The organism is Pantoea sp. B623, assembly GCF_024814475.1.
Lineage (GTDB): Bacteria > Pseudomonadota > Gammaproteobacteria > Enterobacterales > Enterobacteriaceae > Pantoea > Pantoea ananatis.
Genome location: NZ_JANUXM010000004.1, coordinates 1,696,358 through 1,720,307, shown reverse-complemented (window position 1 = coordinate 1,720,307; position 23,950 = coordinate 1,696,358). Strand labels below are relative to the sequence as shown.

Annotated in this window: 22 protein-coding genes and 1 other annotated feature; of the genes, 16 read left to right on the top strand and 6 right to left on the bottom strand. The window is 53.9% G+C overall.

Translation table 11 applies throughout. From position 1 onward, the window contains the following. The first annotated feature begins 108 nt into the window (after positions 1 to 108). On the top strand, positions 109 to 2,028 hold the full coding sequence (sltY, locus tag NXS97_RS09875) for a murein transglycosylase (RefSeq protein ID WP_116220015.1): 1,920 nt from the start codon (positions 109 to 111) through the stop codon (positions 2,026 to 2,028). A gap of 44 nt (positions 2,029 to 2,072) precedes the next feature. After that, positions 2,073 to 2,393, top strand: coding sequence for a trp operon repressor (gene trpR, locus NXS97_RS09870; protein ID WP_013024543.1), 321 nt, complete (start codon positions 2,073 to 2,075; stop codon positions 2,391 to 2,393). Here trpR and yjjX read toward each other — a convergent pair whose 3' ends face one another. After that, positions 2,394 to 2,912 (bottom strand): inosine/xanthosine triphosphatase, encoded by a 519-nt coding sequence (gene yjjX, locus NXS97_RS09865; protein WP_013024544.1) that lies wholly within the window; start codon positions 2,910 to 2,912, stop codon positions 2,394 to 2,396. Between the two features lie 60 nt (positions 2,913 to 2,972). Between yjjX and gpmB the strand changes: the two genes are divergently transcribed. Further along, positions 2,973 to 3,620 carry a 2,3-diphosphoglycerate-dependent phosphoglycerate mutase GpmB gene (gpmB, locus tag NXS97_RS09860; RefSeq protein WP_014606621.1) on the top strand — a complete coding sequence of 216 codons (648 nt, stop codon included), beginning with the start codon at positions 2,973 to 2,975 and terminating at the stop codon, positions 3,618 to 3,620. A 38-nt stretch (positions 3,621 to 3,658) separates the two neighbouring features. Here gpmB and robA read toward each other — a convergent pair whose 3' ends face one another. After that, positions 3,659 to 4,525 (bottom strand): MDR efflux pump AcrAB transcriptional activator RobA, encoded by an 867-nt coding sequence (robA, locus tag NXS97_RS09855; protein WP_013024546.1) that lies wholly within the window; start codon positions 4,523 to 4,525, stop codon positions 3,659 to 3,661. 195 nt (positions 4,526 to 4,720) lie between these two features. Here robA and creA point away from each other — a divergent pair, with 195 nt between their 5' ends. Next, positions 4,721 to 5,194 (top strand): protein CreA, encoded by a 474-nt coding sequence (gene creA, locus NXS97_RS09850; RefSeq protein ID WP_019106396.1) that lies wholly within the window; start codon positions 4,721 to 4,723, stop codon positions 5,192 to 5,194. 43 nt (positions 5,195 to 5,237) lie between these two features. Here creA and arcA read toward each other — a convergent pair whose 3' ends face one another. After that, positions 5,238 to 5,954 carry a two-component system response regulator ArcA gene (gene arcA, locus NXS97_RS09845; RefSeq protein ID WP_013024548.1) on the bottom strand — a complete coding sequence of 239 codons (717 nt, stop codon included), beginning with the start codon at positions 5,952 to 5,954 and terminating at the stop codon, positions 5,238 to 5,240. A 604-nt stretch (positions 5,955 to 6,558) separates the two neighbouring features. On the opposite strand from arcA, the gene NXS97_RS09840 reads away from it, so the two are divergent. The 5 genes from NXS97_RS09840 to thrC all read left to right on the top strand — a co-directional run bounded on the left by NXS97_RS09840 (position 6,559) and on the right by thrC (position 12,290). Further along, complete coding sequence (locus tag NXS97_RS09840; RefSeq protein ID WP_014606619.1) at positions 6,559 to 7,257, top strand: tRNA/rRNA methyltransferase; 699 nt, start codon at positions 6,559 to 6,561, stop codon at positions 7,255 to 7,257. Positions 7,258 to 7,451: 194 nt separating this feature from the next. Continuing rightward, positions 7,452 to 7,526, top strand: a complete 75-nt coding sequence (thrL, locus tag NXS97_RS23310) for a thr operon leader peptide (protein WP_109707012.1) — start codon at positions 7,452 to 7,454, stop codon at positions 7,524 to 7,526. After that, positions 7,459 to 7,583 (top strand) — a sequence feature (Thr leader region). (Overlaps the previous gene by 68 nt.) 25 nt (positions 7,584 to 7,608) lie before the next feature. Next, complete coding sequence (thrA, locus tag NXS97_RS09835) at positions 7,609 to 10,071, top strand: bifunctional aspartate kinase/homoserine dehydrogenase I (RefSeq protein ID WP_013024550.1); 2,463 nt, start codon at positions 7,609 to 7,611, stop codon at positions 10,069 to 10,071. A 2-nt stretch (positions 10,072 to 10,073) separates the two neighbouring features. Continuing rightward, a complete protein-coding gene (gene thrB / locus NXS97_RS09830; protein ID WP_024472265.1) occupies positions 10,074 to 11,003 on the top strand; it encodes a homoserine kinase in 930 nt (309 codons plus the stop codon). A 3-nt stretch (positions 11,004 to 11,006) separates the two neighbouring features. After that, positions 11,007 to 12,290 carry a threonine synthase gene (gene thrC, locus NXS97_RS09825; RefSeq protein WP_013024552.1) on the top strand — a complete coding sequence of 428 codons (1,284 nt, stop codon included), beginning with the start codon at positions 11,007 to 11,009 and terminating at the stop codon, positions 12,288 to 12,290. 71 nt (positions 12,291 to 12,361) lie between these two features. Here thrC and yaaA read toward each other — a convergent pair whose 3' ends face one another. Continuing rightward, positions 12,362 to 13,135, bottom strand: coding sequence for a peroxide stress protein YaaA (yaaA, locus tag NXS97_RS09820; protein WP_014592877.1), 774 nt, complete (start codon positions 13,133 to 13,135; stop codon positions 12,362 to 12,364). 207 nt (positions 13,136 to 13,342) lie between these two features. On the opposite strand from yaaA, the gene tal reads away from it, so the two are divergent. From tal to NXS97_RS09805, 3 genes are all read left to right on the top strand, one after another. Then, positions 13,343 to 14,296, top strand: a complete 954-nt coding sequence (tal, locus tag NXS97_RS09815; protein ID WP_013024554.1) for a transaldolase — start codon at positions 13,343 to 13,345, stop codon at positions 14,294 to 14,296. Positions 14,297 to 14,413: 117 nt separating this feature from the next. Then, a complete protein-coding gene (mog, locus tag NXS97_RS09810) occupies positions 14,414 to 15,001 on the top strand; it encodes a molybdopterin adenylyltransferase (RefSeq protein ID WP_013024555.1) in 588 nt (195 codons plus the stop codon). Between the two features lie 104 nt (positions 15,002 to 15,105). Beyond that, the gene (locus tag NXS97_RS09805; protein ID WP_013024556.1) at positions 15,106 to 16,413 is read left to right on the top strand and encodes an MFS transporter; all 1,308 of its coding nucleotides are present in this window, start codon (positions 15,106 to 15,108) and stop codon (positions 16,411 to 16,413) included. Between the two features lie 45 nt (positions 16,414 to 16,458). On the opposite strand, the gene NXS97_RS09800 is transcribed toward NXS97_RS09805, so the two are convergent. Beyond that, a complete protein-coding gene (locus tag NXS97_RS09800) occupies positions 16,459 to 17,019 on the bottom strand; it encodes an acetate uptake transporter (RefSeq protein ID WP_014592880.1) in 561 nt (186 codons plus the stop codon). A gap of 297 nt (positions 17,020 to 17,316) precedes the next feature. Between NXS97_RS09800 and dnaK the strand changes: the two genes are divergently transcribed. The 3 genes from dnaK to nhaA all read left to right on the top strand — a co-directional run bounded on the left by dnaK (position 17,317) and on the right by nhaA (position 21,916). Continuing rightward, entirely contained in the window at positions 17,317 to 19,227 is a 1,911-nt protein-coding gene (gene dnaK, locus NXS97_RS09795) for a molecular chaperone DnaK (protein WP_013024558.1), read from the top strand. Positions 19,228 to 19,329: 102 nt separating this feature from the next. After that, positions 19,330 to 20,475, top strand: a complete 1,146-nt coding sequence (gene dnaJ / locus NXS97_RS09790; protein ID WP_013024559.1) for a molecular chaperone DnaJ — start codon at positions 19,330 to 19,332, stop codon at positions 20,473 to 20,475. Positions 20,476 to 20,737: 262 nt separating this feature from the next. Further along, complete coding sequence (gene nhaA, locus NXS97_RS09785; protein WP_013024560.1) at positions 20,738 to 21,916, top strand: Na+/H+ antiporter NhaA; 1,179 nt, start codon at positions 20,738 to 20,740, stop codon at positions 21,914 to 21,916. A gap of 516 nt (positions 21,917 to 22,432) precedes the next feature. Here nhaA and rpsT read toward each other — a convergent pair. Then, positions 22,433 to 22,696, bottom strand: a complete 264-nt coding sequence (rpsT, locus tag NXS97_RS09780; RefSeq protein ID WP_006117633.1) for a 30S ribosomal protein S20 — start codon at positions 22,694 to 22,696, stop codon at positions 22,433 to 22,435. A gap of 317 nt (positions 22,697 to 23,013) precedes the next feature. On the opposite strand from rpsT, the gene ribF reads away from it, so the two are divergent. Continuing rightward, complete coding sequence (ribF, locus tag NXS97_RS09775) at positions 23,014 to 23,940, top strand: bifunctional riboflavin kinase/FAD synthetase (protein ID WP_013024562.1); 927 nt, start codon at positions 23,014 to 23,016, stop codon at positions 23,938 to 23,940. Positions 23,941 to 23,950: the final 10 nt, after the last annotated feature.

The window sequence follows — 23,950 nt, the reverse complement described above, 5'->3', positions numbered from 1 at the left end:
AGCGGTGCGAAGGTAAATTTTGTGAAGAACATGGCAAGAGTGGCTTCCCCTGGTTAGCATGAATAACGTCTGGCACAGAGCCAGCGCCCAGCAACAGAGGAGATTTACGTGGAGAAGTGGCGTAACTGGATGATAGGGATCTGCCTGGTCAGCACGGCCGGCAGCGCATGGGCTGATTCGCTTGATCAACAACGGCAACGATATCAACAAATTAAGCAGGCCTGGGACAGTAATCAGATGGCAACAGTTGAACAGCTGTTACCGACGCTACAGGATTATCCGCTTTATCCTTATTTAGAATACCGTCTGCTGGCGCAGGACCTGGACCAGGAAACCAGCCTGGCAGTACAAAATTTTATTCAAAAGTATCCGACTTTACCGCCAGCGCGCTCGCTGAAAACGCGTTTTGTTAACGTACTGGCGCATCGTCAGGACTGGCAAGGCGTGCTTAACTTCAGCCCCGACGAGCCCACGCCGGTGCAGGCACGTTGTAACTGGTACTATGCCAAATGGTCAACCGGAAAGCAGCAGGCGGCATTTGACGGTGCCAAAGCCATTTGGCTGCGCGGCACGGCCCTGCCGAATGACTGCGATAAGCTCTTCTCCGTGTGGCAGGCCAGCGGTCAGCTTTCTCCCATCACTATTCTTGAACGTATCCGCCTGGCAATGAAAGCGGGCAATGACAGCCTGGTCAGCTATCTGGCCAAAACGCTGCCTGCCGATTACAAGACGATGTCGGATGCATTACTGGCGTTGCAGAAAGATCCTCAGTCCGTCACGACCTTTGCCAACAGCGTGGGCGCAACCGACTTCACGCGCCAGGCCACGATTTTTGCCTTTACCCGCGTTGCCCGTGCCGATATGGAAACAGCCCGTAGCCTGATCCCTGAGCTGGTGCGCGCGCAAAAAATGGGGCCAGAAGATGAGCAGGCGCTGAAAGAGATTGTCGTCTGGCGGATGATGGGCAGCGATCTGACCTCCGAGCAGGCGCGCTGGCGCGATGCGGTGGTGATGAAAAGCGAATCGACCGCGTTAGTAGAACGGCGGGTGCGCCTGGCGCTGAGTGAAAACGATCGTCGTGGCCTGAACACCTGGATTGCGCGTCTGCCGGTTGAAGCGAAAGAGAAAGACGAGTGGCAGTACTGGCAGGCCGATTTGCTTTATTCAAAAGATCGCAAAGAAGAAGCCGATGACATTCTGCGTAAGCTGATGAAAGAGCGCGGTTTTTATCCTATGGTTGCCGCACAACGTTTAGGGGTGGACTATCCTCTTCAGGTCGATGCGGCACCCAAACCTGACGCGGCAACCACCCAGGGGCCAGAACTCGCACGCGTGCGTGAGCTGATGTACTGGGGCATGGACAATCTGGCACGCAGCGAGTGGGCCAACCTGATCGGCAGCAAAACCCATGTCCAGCAGCAGATGCTGGCGCGCTACGCAAGCGAACAGGACTGGTGGGATCTGAGCGTACAGGCCACGATCACCGCGAAAATGTGGGACAGCCTGAAGGAGCGTTTCCCGCTGGCATGGCAGGATCTGTATAAGCAGAACACCCAGGGTAAATCCATTCCGCAGAGTTATGCGATGGCGATTTCCCGTCAGGAAAGTGCATGGAACCCGAAAGCCCGTTCCCCGGTGGGTGCCAGCGGACTGATGCAGATTATGCCGACGACCGCAACACACACCGTGAAGATGTTTAGCATCCCGGGCTATGTGAACGCGTCTCAGCTGTTCGATCCGCAGACCAACATTCAGATCGGGACGCAATATCTGGAGTATGTTTATCAGCAGTTTGATAAGAACCGGATATTCGCCTCAGCGGCTTACAATGCCGGCCCGGGACGCGTACGGACCTGGCAAGGCAGTACAGCAGGCAATCTCAACGCCGTCGCCTTTATCGAAACCATTCCGTTTTCGGAAACCCGGGGTTACGTGAAGAATGTGCTGGCCTATGATGCGTACTACCGCTACTTCCTGGGTCAGCCGGACAAGATCCTGTCCGATGCTGAGTGGAATCGCCGCTACTAGCTGTGTTAAGCTTCCGTACTCTTTAGCGAGTACGGAAGCCTCTCATGAATCAACCCTCTGTGCCATCCACGACTGACCCGGCTACGGACGCGCACTGGCTGCGTTTTGTTGAGCTGATGCAACAGGCTTTTGCGGATAACCAGGCGCTGCCGCTGTTACAGCTGATGACGACGCCAGATGAACGAGAGTCCTTTGGTACACGCTTGCGTATCATTGAATCGCTGCTGAATGGCGACATCAGCCAGCGTGAACTGAAAAACGAACTGGGCGTGGGCATTGCCACGATTACCCGCGGATCAAATAGCCTGAAAGAGGCGCCTCCGGCACTGAAGCAGTGGCTGGAAGCACACCTGACGCGTCGCTGATTACTGCTGATAGAACGGATGGGTTAGCGGGCAGAGCGCCAGTATCAGAGCCTGGTGGTAAACGCTGGAGCGGCTGAGCAGGCCCTGGGTCAGGGTGCCGATTGCGCCGCCTTTGTGCTTAATATTGTCGATGCCGGTGAGGCGCGCCATCTCCTCACCCAGTTCGCGTCCTTCACGTAAACCGGCCATCACCACCGGCGGCAGGGTAAAACTGGCCGAACGTGACTCTCCCCGCTGTTTCTGGTTTTCCACCACCATCCAGGCAAAAGCGCACTCTTCTTCAATTCCGGCTTCAATCGCCACCCAGAAGTCGGCTTCCGGACGAACCTGACGGGCATTCATCACGCGCTGGCGTGCGCCAGTTCGCGTTTCGAGGTTGGTTAAAGGCTGTGCCGCAACGCCGCTCTCGACCTCGACCCCTTCGATATGGCAGGATCCCTCGCCGAAAACGTCGTTGAATGCCTGAGCAATCGCACGAATCTTCGCTGGATTGATGGTAGCTGCGACAACATGGTACATAATTAATTGAACCCTCAGGTAATTAAGGCGATTTTGGTCGCAGTATAACGGAAACTAAGCATGCTACAGGTCTATCTTGTTCGTCACGGTGAAACGGTATGGAATGCAGAACGTCGCATTCAAGGGCACTCCGACAGTCCGCTGACGGAAAAAGGTGAGCAACAAGCCCGTCAGGTCGGTGAACGCATCAAAAGCGCCGGTATCACGCATATTATTTCCAGCGATTTAGGGCGCACCCGGCGCACCGCTGAAATCATTGCCGATGCCTGTGGTTGTGATATCACTTTCGACCCGCGACTGCGGGAGCTGAACATGGGCATACTGGAAAAACGATTGCTAGATGAACTGAGCCCGGAAGAAGAGGGCTGGCGTGCTTCGCTGGTGAACGGCAGCGAGGGCGGCCGCATTCCTCAGGGCGAATCCATGACGGAACTGGCGCAGCGTATGCAGGAGGCACTTAATGCCTGCCTGGCGCTGCCGGCAGGGAGCCGCCCGCTACTGGTCAGCCACGGCATGGCGCTGGGCGTGCTGGTCAGCACCATTCTGGGACTACCGGCCTATGCCGAACGTCGCCTGCGCCTGCGCAACTGTTCGATTTCCCGCGTTGATCATCAGCAGAGCGCATGGCTGGCACAGGGTTGGGTCGTGGAAACGGCGGGTGATATTGCCCACCTCGACGAACCCGCGATGGACGAGCTTCAGCGTTAATCGATGATGCCGTCATTACGGCGGCATCACACCAGGTATTAACGGCGAATCGGGATCAGATATTCACAACGAATCTCTGTAGGCGGTTCGCTGCGCTTTTTACCGCCGTGGGTAATAAAGCGCTCGATGTCCTGCCCCATGCGGCGCGTCAGGCCCAGCGTCGGCATGCAGGTACCGTATAACAACAGAATAAACTCCTGAAGTTCAACGCGCGGACCGCTGTAGTTGAACTGAACGTAATCCCCGGCTTCAAGAATGACCTTCTGGCCCGAATGCATATTGGTCGCGCTGTCGGTTGGCACGGCTGTGGTGTACAGAATCTCCTGCTCATCGTCTTTTTCATGACTGGCACGGACCTGGTGCAGACCGTAGAGCACGGGCGGAACCGTATCCGTTTCCAACAGAAACTGTTTCCAGAAATGGACACGCATTTCATCGCGGTAGCTGGAAATTTGTTCCAGGGTACAGGTGTAGCTCTGTGTCTGTCCCACCAGAACGGTCTCCGGCAGGGTGACGAACTGCGATTCCGGCTGCTGATCGTTTCCTAACCGAATGGGTGGGCGAATACCAAATGAATTCCAGTCAGACGAGCGGCGATACCATGCAGGTGTTTGATTAAACTGCTTTTTAAAGGCTCGTGTAAAGGTCTGCTGTGAATCAAACCGATACTGCAAAGCAATATCGAGAATCGGGCGGCTGGTCAGGCGAAGTGCCACCGCGGCTTTGGAAAGACGTCGTGCCCGGATATAGGCGCCAATGGCGTGTCCGGTAACGTCTTTAAACATCCGTTGTAGATGCCATTTAGAATAACCGGCTTTAGTGGAAACGTTATCCAGTGAAAGTGGTTGATCCAAATGGCTCTCCAGCCAGGCAAGCAAATCGCGAATGATACCGGCTTGGTCCATAAAACATCCTCATACTCTGGTGGCGCAGCTAAATGAAGTCGACGAATAATAGCACTTATTGCTTTAAAGACATGTTTGGTTTTGACTGGGATGGTTGTGCTATCTACGCGGGAATTTATACCCTTTTTACGTTGGTTATTGTATCGATTGACAGTACATTACATGCTCATCTATTACATTTGCAATGGTAACTCAATGACAATACCTCGTCTCCTGCTCGTCACCTTCGCGGGTTTGCTGTTTTCCAGTCCGCTTCTGGCTGAAGAGATTGGCTCCGTCGACACTGTGTTTAAGATGTTTGGACCCGACCACAAAATTGTGGTTGAGGCATTCGACGATCCCGACGTAAAAAATGTCACCTGCTACATCAGCCGGGCGAAAACAGGCGGTATCAAGGGCGGGCTGGGATTAGCGGAAGATACATCAGACGCGGCCATTTCGTGTCAGCAAATCGGGCCGGTAGAACTGAGCGAGAAAATTGCCAAAGGCAAAGCACAGGGTGACGTAGTGTTTCGTCAGCGCACATCGCTGATCTTCAAGAAACTGCAGGTCGTGCGTTTCTTTGACAGCAAGCGTAACGCATTAATTTATCTGGCTTACTCAGATAAAGTGGTGGATGGTTCACCTAAAAATGCGCTAAGCGCCGTACCGATTATGCCGTGGCACTAAGGCAATCATTAAACGCCCGTAAGGGCGTTAAATGATTGCCAGCTTAATCCTGCAGGTCACCACAGAAACGATAACCTTCGCCGTGAATGGTGGCGATGATTTCAGGGGTATCTGGCGTGGATTCAAAATGTTTACGGATACGACGGATTGTCACGTCAACAGTACGGTCGTGTGGCTTGAGATCGCGTCCGGTCATTTTCTTCAGCAAATCAGCACGCGTCTGAATCTTGCCGGGGTTTTCGCAGAAGTGCAGCATGGCACGGAACTCACTGCGCGGCAGTTTGTACTGCTCACCGTTGGGATTGATGAGTGAGCGGCTGTTGATGTCCAGCTCCCAGCCGTTGAACTTATAGCTTTCAACCTGGCGACGCTCTTCATTGGGTAAAGGCAAATTCATGGTGCGCAACAGCAGGTTACGTGCACGAATAGTTAATTCGCGTGGGTTAAACGGCTTAGTAATGTAGTCGTCTGCACCAATTTCCAGCCCAAGAATTTTATCGACTTCGTTATCGCGTCCGGTCAGGAACATCAATGCGACATTGGCTTGCTCACGCAGTTCACGTGCCAGTAACAGGCCGTTTTTACCCGGCAGATTGATGTCCATAATAACCAGATTGACATCATTGTCGGTCAACACCTGGTGCATCTCTGCACCATCGGTCGCTTCGTACACGACATAACCTTCCGCCTCAAAAATGCTTTTGAGGGTATTGCGCGTGACCAGTTCGTCTTCAACGATGAGAATGTGCGGGGTCTGCATGTTTAGCTACCTAATTTTGCCAACTAAATTGAAAACAGGGCGTACAGCGGTTAGGTGCTCTCCAGTGCGGAGAACGGCAAGCTTTGCTGAACCGTTGTACAAAAGTAAATTTTGATAAGCTTTTATCAAGGTCAACAACCGTATTCGCCAGCCTGCCGGGGTAAAAATTCCATGCCCTGCGGAATAATAATTTGAAACACATACTAACTGTATTAACAGCAACCTAACAGCAATAACAACAACTGGTAAGCATAAAAACAACGCTTCGTTGACTTATATCAAATGCAATTGTAGCACGTTAACATTTCTGTGAAAAACATCTCAAAAAATAGCGTGCTGGCTGACATTACGTCTCATTTTTGTCCCCGCCAGCCCGGCTTATCACTAAATATGATGTTAGAAACTTACTATTACAGTGGACTGAAATGAAAGGCTTTTATTTTGAAGGTTTTGATAATGTGCACTTTATGATAAAAAGGCGCGCTCCGGCCTTTTTTAACGTGTTTTAACATGTATGTCAGAGTCTTAACATGACCACCTATATCCCTCAATAAAGCAGGTGCGTGTTACACTAGCAGCGTGCACATTTACTGATGGAATGATCATGCTTTTTCCTCTTATCCTCGTCTCACCTGCCCGGGCAGAAAATATTGGCGCGGCGGCGCGTGCCATGAAAACCATGGGCTTTAATGAAATGCGTATTGTTGCCAGTGATGCATGGCAGGATCCGGCCGCCCGCCGCGTAGCTCATGGCGCAGGTGATATTCTGGACAGGATAAAAACCTTTGATACGCTGGCCGAAGCGCTGGCAGACATCGACTTTTCCGTCGCCACGACCGCGCGAAGTCGGGCCAGGTTCCGCTATTATGCAACGCCGCAGCAGGTGGAAGCGCAACTGCGGGAAAAACGTCAGTGGGTAAACAGCATGGCATTGGTATTTGGCCGTGAAGACAGCGGGCTGACCAATGAAGAGCTGGAGCAGGTTGACCTGCTCACCGGCATTCCAATGGCAAACGATTATCCTTCACTGAACCTGGGGCAGGCCGTTATGGTTTACTGTTACCAGCTGTCGGCGCTCAATCAGGTGGCTGCGCCTGTCGCCCCAGCGGCCGATGGTCAGCAGCTCCAAGCCCTGCGCCAGCGGTTTGAACAGTTACTGAGCCGGTTAGAGGTGAGTGACGACAATAAAATGGCCGACTGGATTAATCAGCGTATTGGCCTGTTAGAGCAGCGCGACAGTGCGATGTTGCACCGTTTGTTGCATGACGTGGAAAAAAAGCTGGCAGATAAATCCTCGGGTTAAGCGTGACTATACAGTCACAGATGTTAACGAAATGCGGTATAACAAACGATTCACCAGGCTTTTTTTGTTTAACAGCATGCTAAACATTGTGGTCTGTATTTGCGCAACGGATAAAACCGTTGACTTAATGTGCGCTTTGCTTTACTTCTTGACGCAGACGGACAATCAATGACAGACAGAAAAAATAAATCTGAATGCGTAATCACAGCCTGAACACCACAATTATTACCACCACCATTACCATTACGATCGGTAAAGGGGCGGGCTGACGCATCCAGGAAAAACAGAAAAGAAGCCCGCACCTCACGAGTGCGGGTTTTTTTTTGACTCAAAATCAGGAGAGTTGACATCATGCGAGTGCTGAAATTCGGTGGGACCTCGGTTGCTAATGCAGAGCGTTTTCTGCGCGTGGCCGATATTCTGGAAAGTAATGCGCAACAGGGACAGGTTGCCACCGTGCTTTCTGCGCCCGCTAAGATTACCAACCATCTGGTCGCGATGATCGAAAAAACCATTAGCGGTCAGGATGCGCTGCCGAATATCAGTGACGCGACGCGCATCTTTGCGGAGCTGCTGCAGGGGCTGGCCGAGGCGCAACCCGGTTTCGACTATGACGGGCTTAAAAGCCGCGTAGACAGCGAGTTTGCTCAGCTTAAACAGGTGCTGCACGGGATCAGCCTGTTGGGACAGTGCCCTGACAGCGTCAACGCCGCGATGATCTGTCGTGGTGAGAAGCTCTCGATTGCGATTATGGAAAAGCTGCTTGAGGCACGAGGTTATGGCGTCAGCGTTATCGATCCGGTCGAGAAGCTGTTAGCCATCGGCCACTATCTCGAGTCTACCGTGGATATCGCAGAATCAACCCGCCGCATCGAAGCCAGTAAAATTCCGGCTGAAAATATGATCCTGATGGCCGGTTTTACCGCCGGTAATGAGCGGGGCGAGCTGGTGGTGCTGGGCCGAAACGGTTCCGACTACTCTGCTGCCGTGTTGGCGGCTTGTCTGCGTGCCGATTGCTGCGAAATCTGGACCGACGTAGACGGGGTTTATACCTGTGATCCCCGTCAGGTGCCGGATGCCCGCCTGCTCAAATCCATGTCATACCAGGAGGCGATGGAGCTCTCCTATTTCGGGGCGAAAGTCCTGCATCCACGGACTATCGCGCCTATCGCCCAGTTCCAGATCCCTTGCCTGATTAAAAACACGGCCAATCCGCAGGCCCCAGGTACGCTGATCAGCGCCAATGGTGAACAGGATGAATTCCCGGTTAAGGGCATCACCAACCTGAATAATATGGCGATGTTTAACGTGTCTGGCCCGGGGATGAAAGGCATGGTGGGCATGGCCGCCCGCGTGTTCGCGACCATGTCACGCACCGGGATTTCAGTGGTGTTAATCACCCAGTCTTCTTCTGAATACAGCATCAGCTTCTGTGTTCCTCAGAGCGAGCAGGCGCGAGCGCGCCGTGTGCTGGAAGACGAATTCTATCTTGAACTGAAAGATGGATTGCTGGATGCGCTGGACGTTATCGAAAATCTGGCGGTGATCTCGGTTGTAGGGGATGGCATGCGCACCCTGCGCGGGATTTCAGCGAAATTCTTCTCTGCCCTGGCGCGCGCCAATATCAACATTATCGCTATCGCTCAGGGATCGTCTGAACGCTCTATTTCGGTCGTGGTCAATAATGATGACGTCACCACGGGCGTGCGCGTCGTGCATCAGATGCTGTTTGCCACCGACCAGGTGATTGAGGTTTTTGTGGTGGGCGTCGGCGGAGTCGGCGGCGCCCTGCTGGATCAGCTGCATCGCCAGCAGACGTGGCTTAAACAAAAGCACATCGATCTCCGCGTTTGCGGCATTGCGAATTCCCGGGCGCTGTTAACCAACGTGCACGGTATCGATCTCAGCGACTGGAAAGGCGAAATGGCGCAGGCCAAAGAGCCGTTTAACCTGGGGCGCTTAATTCGCCTGGTTAAAGAGTATCATTTACTGAATCCGGTGATTGTGGACTGTACCTCGAGCCAGGCGGTTGCCGACCAGTACGCAGATTTTCTGGCGGAAGGTTTTCACGTGGTCACGCCGAATAAAAAGGCCAACACCTCGTCGTGGGAATACTATCAGAAGATGCGTGTGGCGGCGGCGGGATCGCGTCGTAAGTTCCTGTATGACACTAACGTCGGCGCGGGTTTACCCGTCATTGAGAACCTGCAAAATCTGCTCAATGCAGGCGATGAGTTGATCAGGTTCTCTGGAATTTTATCAGGATCGCTATCCTATATTTTTGGCAAGCTGGATGAAGGTGTATCGCTGTCAGAAGCGACCAGGATGGCACGCGAGATGGGCTTTACCGAGCCCGATCCTCGTGACGATCTCTCAGGTACGGATGTCGCGCGCAAGCTGCTGATTCTGGCGCGTGAAGCGGGGCATTCGCTCGAAATGAGCGACATTGAAATCGAACCCCTGCTGCCCGCGCATCTGAATGCCATCGCCGATGTTGACCAGTTTATGGCGCAGTTACCCGAAGCCGATGCGGCGATTGCAGCCAGGGTGGAACAGGCACGTGCTGAAGGCAAAGTGCTGCGTCTGGTTGGCGTGATCGAAGAGGGCGGGGCATGTAAAGTGAAGATCGATGCGGTTGACGGTAACGATCCGCTTTTCAAAGTCAAAAATGGCGAAAACGCGCTGGCCTTTTACAGCCGCTATTATCAGCCGATTCCGTTAGTATTGCGCGGATACGGTGCAGGAAACGATGTGACAGCTGCGGGCGTGTTTGCCGATCTGCTGCGCACACTGTCATGGAAGTTGGGAGTGTAATGATGGTAAAAATTTATGCGCCGGCCTCAATCGGTAACGTCAGCGTGGGTTTTGACGTGCTGGGCGCGGCGGTATCGCCAGTGGATGGTACATTGCTGGGTGACTGCGTGTCGGTCGAGGCGGCCGACAGCTTTAGCCTAAGCAATGCGGGACGTTTTGTCAGTAAGCTGCCCAGCGATCCCAAAGAGAACATCGTCTATCAGTGCTGGCAGCGTTTCTGTGAAGCGATTGGCAAAACCGTACCTGTAGCGATGACGCTGGAAAAAAATATGCCGATCGGCTCCGGCCTCGGCTCCAGCGCCTGCTCCGTGGTGGCTGGCCTGATGGCGATGAATGAATTTTGTGGTAACCCGCTTGATGAAACTCAGCTCCTGACCCTGATGGGAGAACTGGAAGGGCGCATCTCCGGTAGCGTACATTACGATAATGTCGCGCCCTGCTTCCTTGGCGGTATTCAGCTGATGCTGGAAGAAAACGGCATTATCAGTCAGGCCGTACCCGGATTTGACGACTGGCTGTGGGTCATGGCCTATCCGGGTATTAAAGTCTCGACGGCGGAAGCGCGGGCGATTTTACCTGCGCAGTATGCAAAGCAGGACTGCATCAAACACGGTCGTCTGCTGGCAGGCTTTGTTCACGCCTGTCATACGCGCCAACCCGCGCTGGCGGCTAAACTTATGCAGGATGTCATTGCTGAGCCTTATCGTACTCAGCTGCTACCGGGCTTTGCCGAGGCTCGCCAGGCCGCGCAGGATATTGGCGCGCTGGCCTGTGGAATATCGGGCTCCGGCCCCACGCTATTTGCCGTTTGCAACCAGATGGAAACGGCGCAGCAGATGGCCGACTGGCTGAGCCAGCACTATCTGCAGAACGATGAAGGCTTCGTCCATATCTGCCGTCTTGATACGGCTGGCGCACGTAAACTGGGATAACGCATGAAACTCTACAACCTTAAGGATCATAACGAGCAGGTCAGCTTCGCCCAGGCGGTGAAACAAGGTCTGGGTTCACAGCAAGGGCTGTTTTTTCCGCTCGAACTGCCGGAATTTGAACTGACCGACATCGATGCCATGCTGGAAATGGATTTTGTTACCCGCAGCAGTAAAATCCTTTCAGCCTATATCGGGGATGAAATCCCGGCAGCGCACCTGACTGAACGCCTGAAAACTGCGTTCACCTTCCCGGCGCCGGTTAAGGCCGTCAGCGACGACATTGCCTGCCTGGAGTTGTTCCACGGCCCGACGCTGGCGTTCAAAGATTTTGGCGGCCGCTTCATGGCGCAGATGCTGTCATACGTCAGCGGGTCCGATGAGCAAATTACCATTCTGACGGCGACGTCCGGCGATACCGGTGCTGCCGTGGCTCACGCCTTTTACGGTATGGAGAATGTGCGTGTTGTCATCCTCTATCCGCAGGGGAAAATCAGCCCGTTACAGGAGAAGTTGTTCTGCACGCTGGGCGGCAACATCGAAACCATTGCGATTGACGGCGATTTTGACGCCTGCCAGTCGCTGGTTAAGCAGGCGTTTGACGATCAGGCGCTGAAAAAGGCGATCGGCCTGAACTCCGCTAACTCGATTAACATCAGCCGCCTGCTGGCGCAGATTTGCTACTACTTTGAAGCGGTTGCCCAACTGCCGCAGGAGAAGCGTAATCAGCTGGTGGTCTCCGTGCCAAGCGGAAACTTTGGTGATTTAACGGCCGGCCTGCTGGCGAAATCACTGGGTCTGCCGATTAAACGCTTTATCGCCGCGACCAACGCCAACGATACGGTGCCACGTTTCCTGGGCAAGGGTGAATGGCAGCCTAACGCCACCGTGGCGACGCTGTCGAATGCTATGGACGTTAGCCAGCCAAACAACTGGCCGCGTGTGGAAGAGCTGTTCCGCCGCAAAACCTGGCGTCTGAGCGATCTGGCTTACGGTGCGGTAACGGACGATGTTACGCGTGAAGCGATGCGCGAGCTGGCGAAGCTGGGTTACGTCTCTGAGCCGCATGCGGCAATTGCCTGGCGTCTGTTGCGTGACCAGCTGCAGGAAGGGGAGTTTGGTTTATTCCTCGGAACGGCCCATCCGGCTAAGTTCCTGGAGAGCGTGGAAAGCATTCTGGATCAGAAACTGGCATTGCCTGCCGAGCTGGCTGAGCGCGCGGATCTGCCCCTGCTGTCGCATCAGATGGGCGCAGATTTTGCCCAACTACGGGCGTTTCTGCTCAAGTAATGCTCTGTCAGTCAGGATGAGGTGGGCTGACCACCTCATCGCTTTTGCAGGGCTAATGCGTCGGGCTGTTGTTACTGTTCGGCGCGTTTAAACACCATCTCATTCTCACGGCTTTCCTCAGCCGCAAAAGCATAGCCATCCACGTCGAACCGCGTAAGCTGCTCTGGCTTCGTCAGGCGATTCTGAATGATGTAACGGCTCATCAGTCCCCGCGCTTTTTTCGCATAGAAACTGATCACTTTGAATTTGCCATTTTTCTCATCCAGAAAGACCGGTTTAATCAGGCGCGCCTGCAGTTTCTTGGGTTTGATGGCTTTGAAGTACTCATCGGAAGCCAGATTAATCAGCACGTCATCGCCCTGACTGGCCAACGCGTCGTTCAGTTTTTCCGTTAACAGATCGCCCCAGAAGCTGTAGAGATCCTGACCGGCCGGGTTAGCCAGTTTGATGCCCATCTCCAGCCGATAGGGCTGCATTAAATCCAGCGGCCGCAGCAGGCCGTAAAGTCCGGACAGCATACGCAGATGCTGCTGGGCAAAGTCGAAATCTTGCTCGCTAAACGTCTCAGCCTGTAAACCGGTATAGACATCACCTTTAAACGCCAGAATAGCCTGACGGGCATTCTTCAGATTGAAATCCGGCTGCCAGCTGTTAAAGCGGTCAGCGTTTAAGTGTGCCAGCTTGTCGCTAATGCTCATCAGTGAAGCGACCTGTGCCGGCGAGAGCTTACGCGCAATTTCAATCAGCTGTTGTGACTTTTCTAACAGCGCGGGCTGGGTAAAACGCTGCGTCGTCAGGGGGCTTTCATAATCCAGCGTCTTGGCAGGAGAAATCACCATCAACATCGTCGCTTCCTCAATGAGTCCCTTTTTTTAAGGGGTTAGCCTGTAATTGTTGCCTGCGAGTGTAGCAAAAAAGCCGCAAGGATCGGCAAATCACTCCTATTTGTTCGCGCTATCGTAAACGGCATTCCCTGACCTTGCACCACCGTTACCGCGTGATATTATCCCAACAGCCTTTTATCACCCTGACAGTTAACTAAGAGAAAAAACATGACGGACAAACTGACCTCCCTGCGTCAACTGACCACCGTAGTGGCCGACACTGGTGATATCGCAGCGATGAAGCTGTATCAGCCTCAGGACGCAACGACCAACCCTTCTCTGATTCTCAATGCTGCTCAAATCCCTGAATACCGCAAACTGATTGATGAAGCGATCGCCTGGGCGCGTCAGCAGAGCAGCGATAAAGAACAACAGCTGCAGCTGGTATCCGACAAGCTGGCCGTTAACATCGGTCTGGAAATTCTTAAGCTGGTGCCGGGCCGTATCTCCACCGAAGTAGATGCTCGCCTTTCTTATGACACCGAAGCCAGCATTGCCAAAGCTCGCAGCCTGATTAAATTGTACAACGATGCCGGTATCAGCAACGATCGTATCCTGATCAAACTGGCCTCCACCTGGCAGGGCATTCGTGCAGCAGAGCAGCTGGAAAAAGAAGGTATCAACTGTAACCTGACCCTGCTGTTCTCCTTCGCTCAGGCGCGTGCCTGTGCTGAAGCGGGTGTTTACCTGATTTCGCCGTTTGTTGGCCGTATCCTCGACTGGTACAAAGCGAACACGGATAAGAAAGAGTACGCGCCACACGAAGATCCTGGCGTGGTGTCCGTGTCTGAAATCTACGATTACTACAAGCAGCACGGTTACGAAACCGTTGTGATGGGCGCCAGCTTCCGTAACGTCGGTGAGATCATCGAACTGGCCGGTTGTGACCGTCTGACCATTTCGCCTGCGCTGCTGAAAGAGCTGGCGGAGAGTGAAGGCACACTGGAGCGTAAGCTGAGCTACAAGGGTGAAGTTAAAGCGCGTCCGGCTAAGATGACAGAATCCGAGTTCCTGTGGCAGCACAATCAGGATCCTATGGCTGTGACCAAGCTGGCCGAAGGCATTCGTAATTTTGCCATCGACCAGGGCAAGCTTGAGAAGATGCTGGCAGAAATGCTGTAATCGTTTTACCGTGGCGGCGCTGTCGCCACGGTTTTCCCTTTCCGCCACCGTTTGTTATTCTTCTTAGTACCTCCTTCCCCATGCACCGCACTGCGGTAAATCACAGCGAATATCATCATGAACACATTACGTATCGGATTGATCTCGGTTTCCGATCGCGCCGCGAACGGGATTTATCAGGATCAGGGGATCCCTGCCCTGGAAGCCTGGCTGAACAGCGCGATCAGCACGCCCTTTGAAGTGGAAACGCGCCTGGTGCCCGATGAACAGCCCATGATAGAACAGACGATTTGCGAGCTGGTCGATGAGCGTTTTTGCCACCTGGTATTGACCACCGGAGGGACAGGCCCAGCCCGGCGTGATGTTACGCCCGATGCCACGCTGGCCGTTGCCGATCGCGAGATGCCGGGGTTTGGTGAGCAAATGCGGCAAATCAGCCTGCAGTTTGTGCCGACGGCCATTCTGTCGCGTCAGGTAGGGGTGATCCGTAAACAGTCGCTCATTCTCAATCTGCCCGGCCAGCCGAAGTCCATCAGGGAAACCCTGGAAGGCCTGAAAGACGACCAGGGCAAGATAAACGTTCCGGGCATCTTTGCGGCTGTACCTTATTGTTTACAGCTTCTGGAAGGCCCTTACGTGGAGACGCACGCGGATGTGGTAGCAGCTTTTCGCCCCAAAAGCGCGATACGTGAGATAAATAACTAAATATTTTGCTTTTCAGGAATAAGCTACAGGCTCGCTGGTGTGGTGATAAATTGACGGTATAGTAAGCGAATCTTTACAACTGTTTTCACTTTCTCTGGACGCTTATGACCACACTTGAGACACCGCGCCTGAAACCCCAGGATTACAAAACGCTGGCACTCGCGGCGCTGGGTGGCGCGCTGGAATTTTACGACTTCATTATTTTCGTCTTTTTCGCTGCCGTGATCGGCGAGATTTTCTTCCCCAGCGATATTCCTGAATGGCTCCGCCAGCTCCAGACGTTCGCCATTTTTGCAGCGGGCTACCTGGCGCGTCCGCTGGGCGGCATCATCATGGCCCACTTTGGCGATAAAGTGGGTCGCAAAAAAATGTTCAGCCTGAGTATTTTGTTGATGGCGCTGCCCACGTTGGCTATGGGCGCACTGCCTGGCTGGGACGCGATTGGCCTGGCGGCCCCCCTGTTAATGCTGCTGATGCGCATGCTACAGGGCGCGGCGATTGGTGGGGAAGTCCCGGGCGCATGGGTTTTTGTGGCGGAGCACGTGCCCTACAAACGTATTGGTATCGCCTGCGGCACGCTGACCGCCGGACTCACTATCGGCATCCTGTTAGGGTCGGTCGTGGCAACCTTAATTAATACCACCATGACCCAGCAGGCCATTCATGATGGCGGCTGGCGCATTCCTTTTTTCCTGGGCGGATTGTTTGGCCTGGGGGCGATGTATCTTCGCCGCTGGCTACATGAAACGCCGGTTTTCATTGAAATGCAGCAGCGTAAAACGCTGGCGCAGGAGCTGCCGCTGAAAACCGTAATCCTTAAACACCAAAAATCGGTCGTGATTTCGATTCTGCTGACCTGGATGCTGTCTGCCTGCATCGTGGTGGTGATTTTAATGGCGCCGGTCTGGCTGCAGAAACAGCATGGTATGGCCCCGGCGCTCACCTTAAAGGCCAACAGCATCGCGATTATCATGTTATGTATCGGGTGCATCGTTGCCGGGCTGTTGGTGGACCGTTTTGGCGCCAGTCGGACGTTGAGCCTCGGTAGCGTGCTGCTGGCATTGTGTAGCGGGATGTTCTATTCCCTCGCGCCTCAGTATCCTGATTACCTGTTTCAGCTCTATGGGCTGGTGGGTTTTAGCGTGGGCGTCGTGGGGATTGTGCCCTTTGTGATGGTACGTGCGTTCCCTGCTGAGGTGCGTTTCACCGGCTTGTCGTTCTCTTATAATCTTTCTTATGCGGTATTTGGTGGCCTGACGCCGATTTGCGTGACGCTGCTGATGAACGTTTCCACCATGGCACCCGGCTGGTATGTCATGACGCTTGCGCTGGTCGGGTTGCTGACCGGTCTCTGGCTCAGACAGGATATCAGCCATGAGCCGAATCTGTGTGACGGGATAAAACAGGCATAAACACGCACGCGGAGCCGGGCTCCGCGTGCTGCCTCGACCATTTGCTTACGCGCCGATGGGCAGAACGATCCGTCCGAAGGTTTCGTTTAGCACTTCACCTATGGCCAGGTAACAGGCGCTGGCACCGCACACCAACCCGACCCAGCCTGCGCAGGGGATCAGCGCGGGAAGATGCGCCAGGTGACCCGTCGCCAGTAACAGGAACAACAACGCCAGCGAGCCGAAAACAAACTGCAGCATCGTTGCGCTCCGCAGCGTGCCAAAGAACATAAACAGGGTAAACAGGCCCCACAGTCCTAGCCAGGCGCCTAAAAAGGTCTCATTGGCCGGTTTCGCCAGCCCCATTTCAGGCAGTAACTGAATAGCCACAAAACTCAGCCAGAACATGCCGTAAGAGGTAAAGGCCGTCAGTCCAAACGTATTATTCTTTTTAAACGCCAGCAGTCCGGCCAGCACCTGCGCAATCCCACCATAAAACATGCCCATCGCTAAAATGGTCACATCCATGGCAAACAGGCCCGTATTGTGTAGATTCAGTAAAATCGTTGTCATGCCGAATCCCATCAACCCCAGGGGGGCAGGATTGGCCAGTGTTGTCGTTGTCATCGTTCCTCAGCGGTGTTGTTAGCGTAAAAGGCGCTGCCCGCCTCAATGCAGAATAAGCGCGGCGAGCCGCATAATAGTCAGCGTATTCATAGCCGTCTTTGATCCTGGTCTGACAGGGACTGAAAATTTTTTTTCATTTAACCCTTGATGCGCTTCTAAGCGACCCCATTTACTTGTCATCGAGCGTTGTGAACGTTGTAAAAAAAAGCATGTGAGGTTGGGTTGAATGTAAACAACCTGCCCACATAAAAGGTTCACAACCCAAACTGGCAACGAATTTAAGTGGGAGATGTTTAGATGGGTAAGATTATTGGTATTGACCTGGGTACAACCAACTCTTGTGTTGCGGTCATGGACGGCACCAAAGCGCGCGTACTCGAAAACGCGGAAGGCGATCGCACCACGCCTTCGATCATCGCTTACACCCAGGATGGGGAAACTCTGGTCGGACAACCGGCTAAACGTCAGGCCGTCACCAACCCGCAGAATACCCTGTTTGCGATTAAGCGCCTGATCGGCCGTCGCTTCCAGGACGAAGAAGTGCAGCGTGATATCAAAATCATGCCATACAAAATTGTGGGTGCCGATAACGGCGACGCATGGCTGGAAGTGAAAGGCCAGAAAATGGCACCGCCGCAGATTTCTGCGGAAGTCCTGAAAAAGATGAAGAAAACGGCTGAAGATTTCCTGGGTGAGCCAGTGACTGAAGCGGTTATCACTGTTCCAGCCTACTTCAACGATGCGCAGCGTCAGGCGACCAAAGATGCCGGCCGTATCGCAGGTCTGGAAGTCAAACGTATCATTAACGAACCTACCGCCGCGGCACTGGCTTACGGTCTGGATAAAGGCCAGGGCAACCGCACGATAGCGGTTTATGACCTGGGTGGCGGTACATTCGATATCTCTATCATCGAAATCGATGAAGTTGATGGCGAGAAAACCTTTGAAGTGCTGGCAACCAACGGTGATACCCACCTGGGTGGTGAGGACTTCGACAGCCGTCTGATCAACTATCTGGTCGCGGAATTTAAGAAAGATCAGGGCATCGATCTGCACAACGATCCGCTGGCGATGCAGCGCCTGAAAGAAGCGGCAGAGAAAGCGAAGATCGAGCTGTCTTCTGCGCAGCAGACCGACGTTAACCTGCCGTACATCACGGCGGACGCAACCGGTCCTAAGCACCTGAACATTAAAGTGACTCGTTCTAAACTGGAATCACTGGTTGAAGATCTGGTTGCTCGCTCTATCGAGCCGCTGAAAGTGGCACTGCAGGACGCCGGACTGTCAGTTTCTGACATCAACGATGTCATCCTGGTCGGTGGTCAGACACGTATGCCACTGGTTCAGGCGAAAGTGACCGAGTTCTTTGGTAAAGAGCCACGTAAAGATGTGAACCCGGACGAAGCGGTTGCCGTAGGTGCTGCGGTACAGGGCGGTGTGTTAGGTGGTGATGTTAAAGACGTTCTGCTGCTGGACGTGACCCCGCTGTCGCTGGGTATCGAAACCATGGGTGGCGTGATGACATCGCTGATCAGCAAGAACACCACCATCCCAACCAAGCACAGCCAGGTGTTCTCGACGGCAGAAGACAACCAGTCTGCCGTAACGATTCACGTGCTGCAGGGTGAACGCAAGCGTGCCAACGACAACAAGTCTTTGGGCCAGTTTAACCTGGACGGCATTCAGGCTGCGCCACGCGGTATGCCGCAGATTGAAGTGACCTTTGACATCGATGCGGACGGTATCCTGCACGTGTCGGCGAAGGACAAAAACAGCGGTAAAGAGCAGAAGATCACCATTAAGGCGTCTTCCGGCCTGAACGAGGACGAGATTGCGAAGATGGTTCGTGATGCTGAAGCGAACGCAGAATCTGACCGTAAGTTCGAAGAGCTGGTGCAGACCCGTAACCAGGGCGACCAGATCGCGCACAGCACACGTAAGCAGCTGGATGAAGCGGGCGACAAGCTGTCAGCTGATGATAAAGCGCCTATCGAAGCTGCACTGAGCGCGCTGGAAACTGCGCTGAAAGGCGAAGATAAAGCAGAGATCGATGCCAAAATGCAGGCGCTGATGGAAGTATCCAGCAAGCTGATGGAAGCGGCACAGCAGTCTCAGGCAGGTGCAGCGGATGCCCACGATGCGTCAGCGAAGAAAGATGACGACGTGGTTGATGCTGAATTCGAAGAAGTGAAAGACAATAAGAAATAATTGCCCCTGACCGGGCGCGACGGTTGCCCTGACAGCCGTTGAAACCAGCACGGGCGTAGGAGTTTTCTCCACGCCCGTGCGATCATGTTAAGGGCTAAATAAATGGCGAAGAGTGATTACTACGAGATTTTAGGCGTCGCCAAATCTGCAGACGAGCGTGAAATCAAAAAGGCTTACAAACGCCTGGCGATGAAACATCATCCGGACCGCAATCCCGGTGATAAAGAATCTGAAACCAAATTTAAAGAAGCGAAAGAAGCCTACGAGATTCTGACCGACCCTCAGAAGCGTGCGGCCTACGATCAGTACGGCCATGCTGCCTTTGAACAAGGTGGTATGGGCGGTGGCGGATACGGCGGCGGCGGCTTTGGCGGCGGCGGTGCAGATTTCAGCGATATCTTTGGCGACGTTTTCGGTGACATCTTTGGTGGTGGCCGCCGTCAGCGCGCAGCCCGTGGTGCAGATTTGCGCTACAACATGGAGCTGACGCTGGAAGAAGCGGTTCGCGGCGTGACCAAAGAGATCCGTATACCGACGCTGGAAGAGTGTGACGTTTGCCACGGCAGCGGTGCCAAAGCGGGCACCAAACCGCAAACCTGTTCAACCTGTCATGGTGCAGGCCAGGTACAGATGCGTCAGGGCTTCTTCACCGTACAGCAGGCTTGTCCGACCTGTCACGGTCGCGGCTCGGTGATTAAAGATCCGTGCAATGCCTGTCACGGGCACGGTCGCGTAGAGAAATCGAAAACCCTGTCGGTAAAAATTCCTGCCGGTGTGGATACGGGCGACCGTATTCGTCTGAGCGGCGAAGGTGAAGCCGGTGAGCAGGGCGCACCTGCGGGCGATCTGTACGTGCAGGTGTCGGTGAAAAAACACCCGATCTTCGAGCGTGAAGAGAACAACCTCTACTGCGAAGTACCGATTAACTTCGCGATGGCCGCCCTGGGTGGCGAGATTGAAGTGCCGACGCTGGACGGTCGCGTGAAGCTGAAAGTCCCGGCAGAAACCCAGACCGGCAAGCTGTTCCGCATGCGCGGGCGTGGTGTGAAGTCGGTGCGCGGCGGTGCGGTAGGCGATCTGCTGTGTCGTGTGGTGGTGGAAACGCCAGTCAGCCTGAACGACAAGCAGAAAGCGTTGCTGCGTGAGCTGGAAGAGAGCTTTGGTGGGCCCAGCGGCGAGCATAACAGTCCGCGCTCCAAAAGCTTCTTCGACGGCGTGAAGAAATTCTTCGACGACCTGACGCGTTAATCGCGTTACTGACGTCAGACCCGATGAAAGCGGAGAGGAAACTCTCCGCTTTTTTTTGCGTCCTGCACTGCTGAAACGGTTTCTGGCACAGACCAGCTCTGCACCTTTCACGGCTATCCGGTTCTCCCGTCGGGTTATCATTCGCGGGCTGTTGTAGCCAAAAGTCTAACGTAATGTAAAAGCGACTAAATAAGCTTTTTATCAGGTTCGTTGAATCGTTACACTGCTCAGCATTCTGTATTACGCTCAGGAGGAGTGCATTTTGTCAAAACCTCGTCGAATTAAGCATTTACTGAAAAGTTTTATTGAGAGCGATGCCAGCAACGGCATGGTGCTCATTCTGGCTGCGGTCGTCGCTATGATCCTCGCCAATGGCGCTTCCACCGCCCAGGGCTACCAGGCTTTGCTGGATACACCGGTACAGATTCGCTTCGGCGAACTGGATATCAGTAAAAATCTGCTTCTATGGATCAACGACGCCCTGATGGCACTGTTCTTCCTGCTGATTGGTCTGGAAGTGAAGCGCGAGCTGATCTCAGGCGAACTCGCCAGCCGCGATCGGGCCATCTTTCCGGTGATTGCCGCGTTAGGGGGAATGGCGGCACCGGCACTGGTGTTTTTGCTGTTTAACCACGGTGATGAGATTGCCCGAAATGGCTGGGCGATCCCCACCGCGACGGATATCGCGTTTGCGCTCGGAGTCCTTGCCCTGCTTGGCAGCCGTGTGCCGACCGCCCTTAAGGTATTCCTGATGGCGCTGGCGATTATTGATGACCTGGGTGCCATCGTGATCATCGCGCTGTTTTACACCAGCGATCTGTCTGTGATGTCTCTGAGCGTGGCGGCAGGCGCTATCGTGGTGCTGGCGGTGCTGAACCGCTGTAACGTGCGGAATATCGCCATCTATATGCTGGTCGGCATAGTGCTGTGGACGGCCGTGCTGAAATCGGGCGTCCATGCTACGCTGGCGGGCGTGATCGTGGGCTTCTTTGTACCGCTGGAAGAGAAAGACGGCCATTCGCCTGCGGAACATCTGGCACACGGATTAATGCCGTGGGTGAACTGGCTGATTCTGCCGCTGTTTGCCTTTGCGAATGCCGGGATTTCGCTGACGGGTATCACCTTTGGCGATGTGCTGTCACCAGAGCCGCTGGGCATCATCCTGGGCCTGTTAATCGGTAAGCCGCTGGGGATTACGCTGTTTTGCTGGCTGGCGGTGAAGCTGAGGCTGGCAGCCTTGCCGAGCGGCACGACTATTCGCGATATCATGGCGATTGGCGTGCTGTGCGGTATTGGCTTTACCATGTCGATATTTATCAGTTCGCTGGCCTTTGACGCTGCCCACGAGCAGTTAGTGACGTTCTCTAAGCTGGGTATCCTCAGCGGTTCGTTGCTTTCCGCCGTTCTGGGTTACACCTTATTGCGAATCAAGCTGCGATAAAAATCCATTGCTGCAACACGTTCATCCGGTGTTGCAGCAATGCTGTTTCCTGTCTCAACATCTCAACATCTCAACATCTCAACATCTCAACATCTCAACATCTCAACATCTCAACATCTCAACATCTCAACATCTCAACATCTCAACATCTCAACATCTCAACATCTCAATATGGCCTGTGACCCACGATGACATTGCGCGTTGACTGGCTGTTATCGCGTTTCTCTGCGGCCGGTCTGAACTCGCAAGGACGCCGTGATTGACCTTCTCTGTTCACCCTGGACCTGATAACCCGACGGAGGGCTCGTGAGAGAGGCTGTCCGGAGCGCTACGAGCCTGAACCTGGGGCAGCATTGTTCGGCAGGTTGAGAGCAGTGCAGAGGCGGTGGGTTGTCTGGCAGGGCAGGGCTGGAAGATAAAGTCAGGAAGAGACAGTCGCCTGGCGGCGCTAAACAGCAGGCATAAAAAAACCGGCTTAGCGCCGGTTCTTTCAACAAAGCGATGAACAAATGGCGATTAAGCCAGTTTGTTGATCTGTGCAGTCAGGTTTGCTTTATAACGTGCGGCTTTGTTTTTGTGGATCAGACCTTTAGCAGCCTGACGGTCCACAATTGGTTGCATTTCATTAAATGCGTTCTGCGCAGCAGCTTTGTCGCCTGAAGCGATCGCCGCGTATACTTTCTTAACGAAGGTACGCATCATAGAGCGACGGCTTGCGTTATGCTTGCGACGTTTCTCAGATGTTACGGCACGTTTCTTAGCTGATTTGATATTAGCCAAGGTCCAACTCCCAAATATGTTCGATAGAGACAAATCAAAGGCCGAGGACTATGCCTTTTGGACCTTCTGTTGTCAATGGATTTGTGCAAATAAGCGTCGTTTACAAGTGATAACCTGTATGACACTCGGTTACGTATTTGATGGCGCAAGATTCTACCAGCTTCCGCTCCCTGAATACAGTATTTCGCAACAAAATTCTCTCAGCGGCTTTGCAAGGCAGTAAATACGGCCTGTAACGCATGAAAGGCGTGTTCACGGGTTAACCTTGGCGGCTTTCGAGGGTATAATCCGCCGATTTCCACCGGTTTGAGTCAGCCATGAAGTTTATCCGCGGTATTCATAATCTTAACGCGCAGCATCACGGCTGCGTTTTGACCATTGGTAATTTCGATGGTGTGCACCGCGGTCATCAGGCGCTGATGGGGCGGTTGCTGGAAGAGGGACGGAAACGTAACCTGCCAGTGATGGTGATGGTGTTTGAACCCCAGCCGCTTGAACTGTTTGCGGGCGAAAGCGCACCCGCCAGGCTCACTCGCTTGCGAGAGAAGCTAAAATATCTGGCAGAAATCGGCGTGGACTCCGTGCTGTGCGTGCGTTTTGACCATCGCTTTGCCGCGTTGTCGGCGCAGAGTTTTATCAGCGAACTGCTGGTGAACAAGCTGGGCGTGAACTATCTTGCCGTCGGGGATGATTTCCGCTTTGGCGCTGGTCGCCAGGGGGATTTCCTGCTATTACAGAAAGCCGGCGCCCAGTATGGCTTTGATGTGGTCAGCACAGAAACCTTTTGTGACGGCGGTAAGCGCATCAGCAGCACGGCGGTGCGTCAGGCACTGGCCGAGGACAACTTAGCGCTGGCGCAGTCACTGCTGGGCCATCCTTTCAGTATCTCTGGGCGCGTCGTGCACGGTGATGCACTCGGACGCACGCTGGGGTTCCCTACGGCTAATCTTCCTTTACGCCGCTGCGTGTCGCCGGTTAAAGGCGTTTATGCGGTGGAAGTCCATGGGCTGGGGCCACAACCCCTGCCTGGCGTTGCCAATATCGGCACCCGCCCGACGGTAAAAGGTTTGCGCCAACAGCTTGAAGTTCACCTGTTGGACATCAATATGGATCTCTATGGTCGCCACATTGATGTGGTGTTGAAGCAGAAAATACGAAACGAGCAGCGCTTTGCTTCACTGGATGCGTTGAAAGAGCAAATTGCGAAAGATACGGTAACGGCCCGACAATTTTTTGGTCTGTAACCTGAGCGAA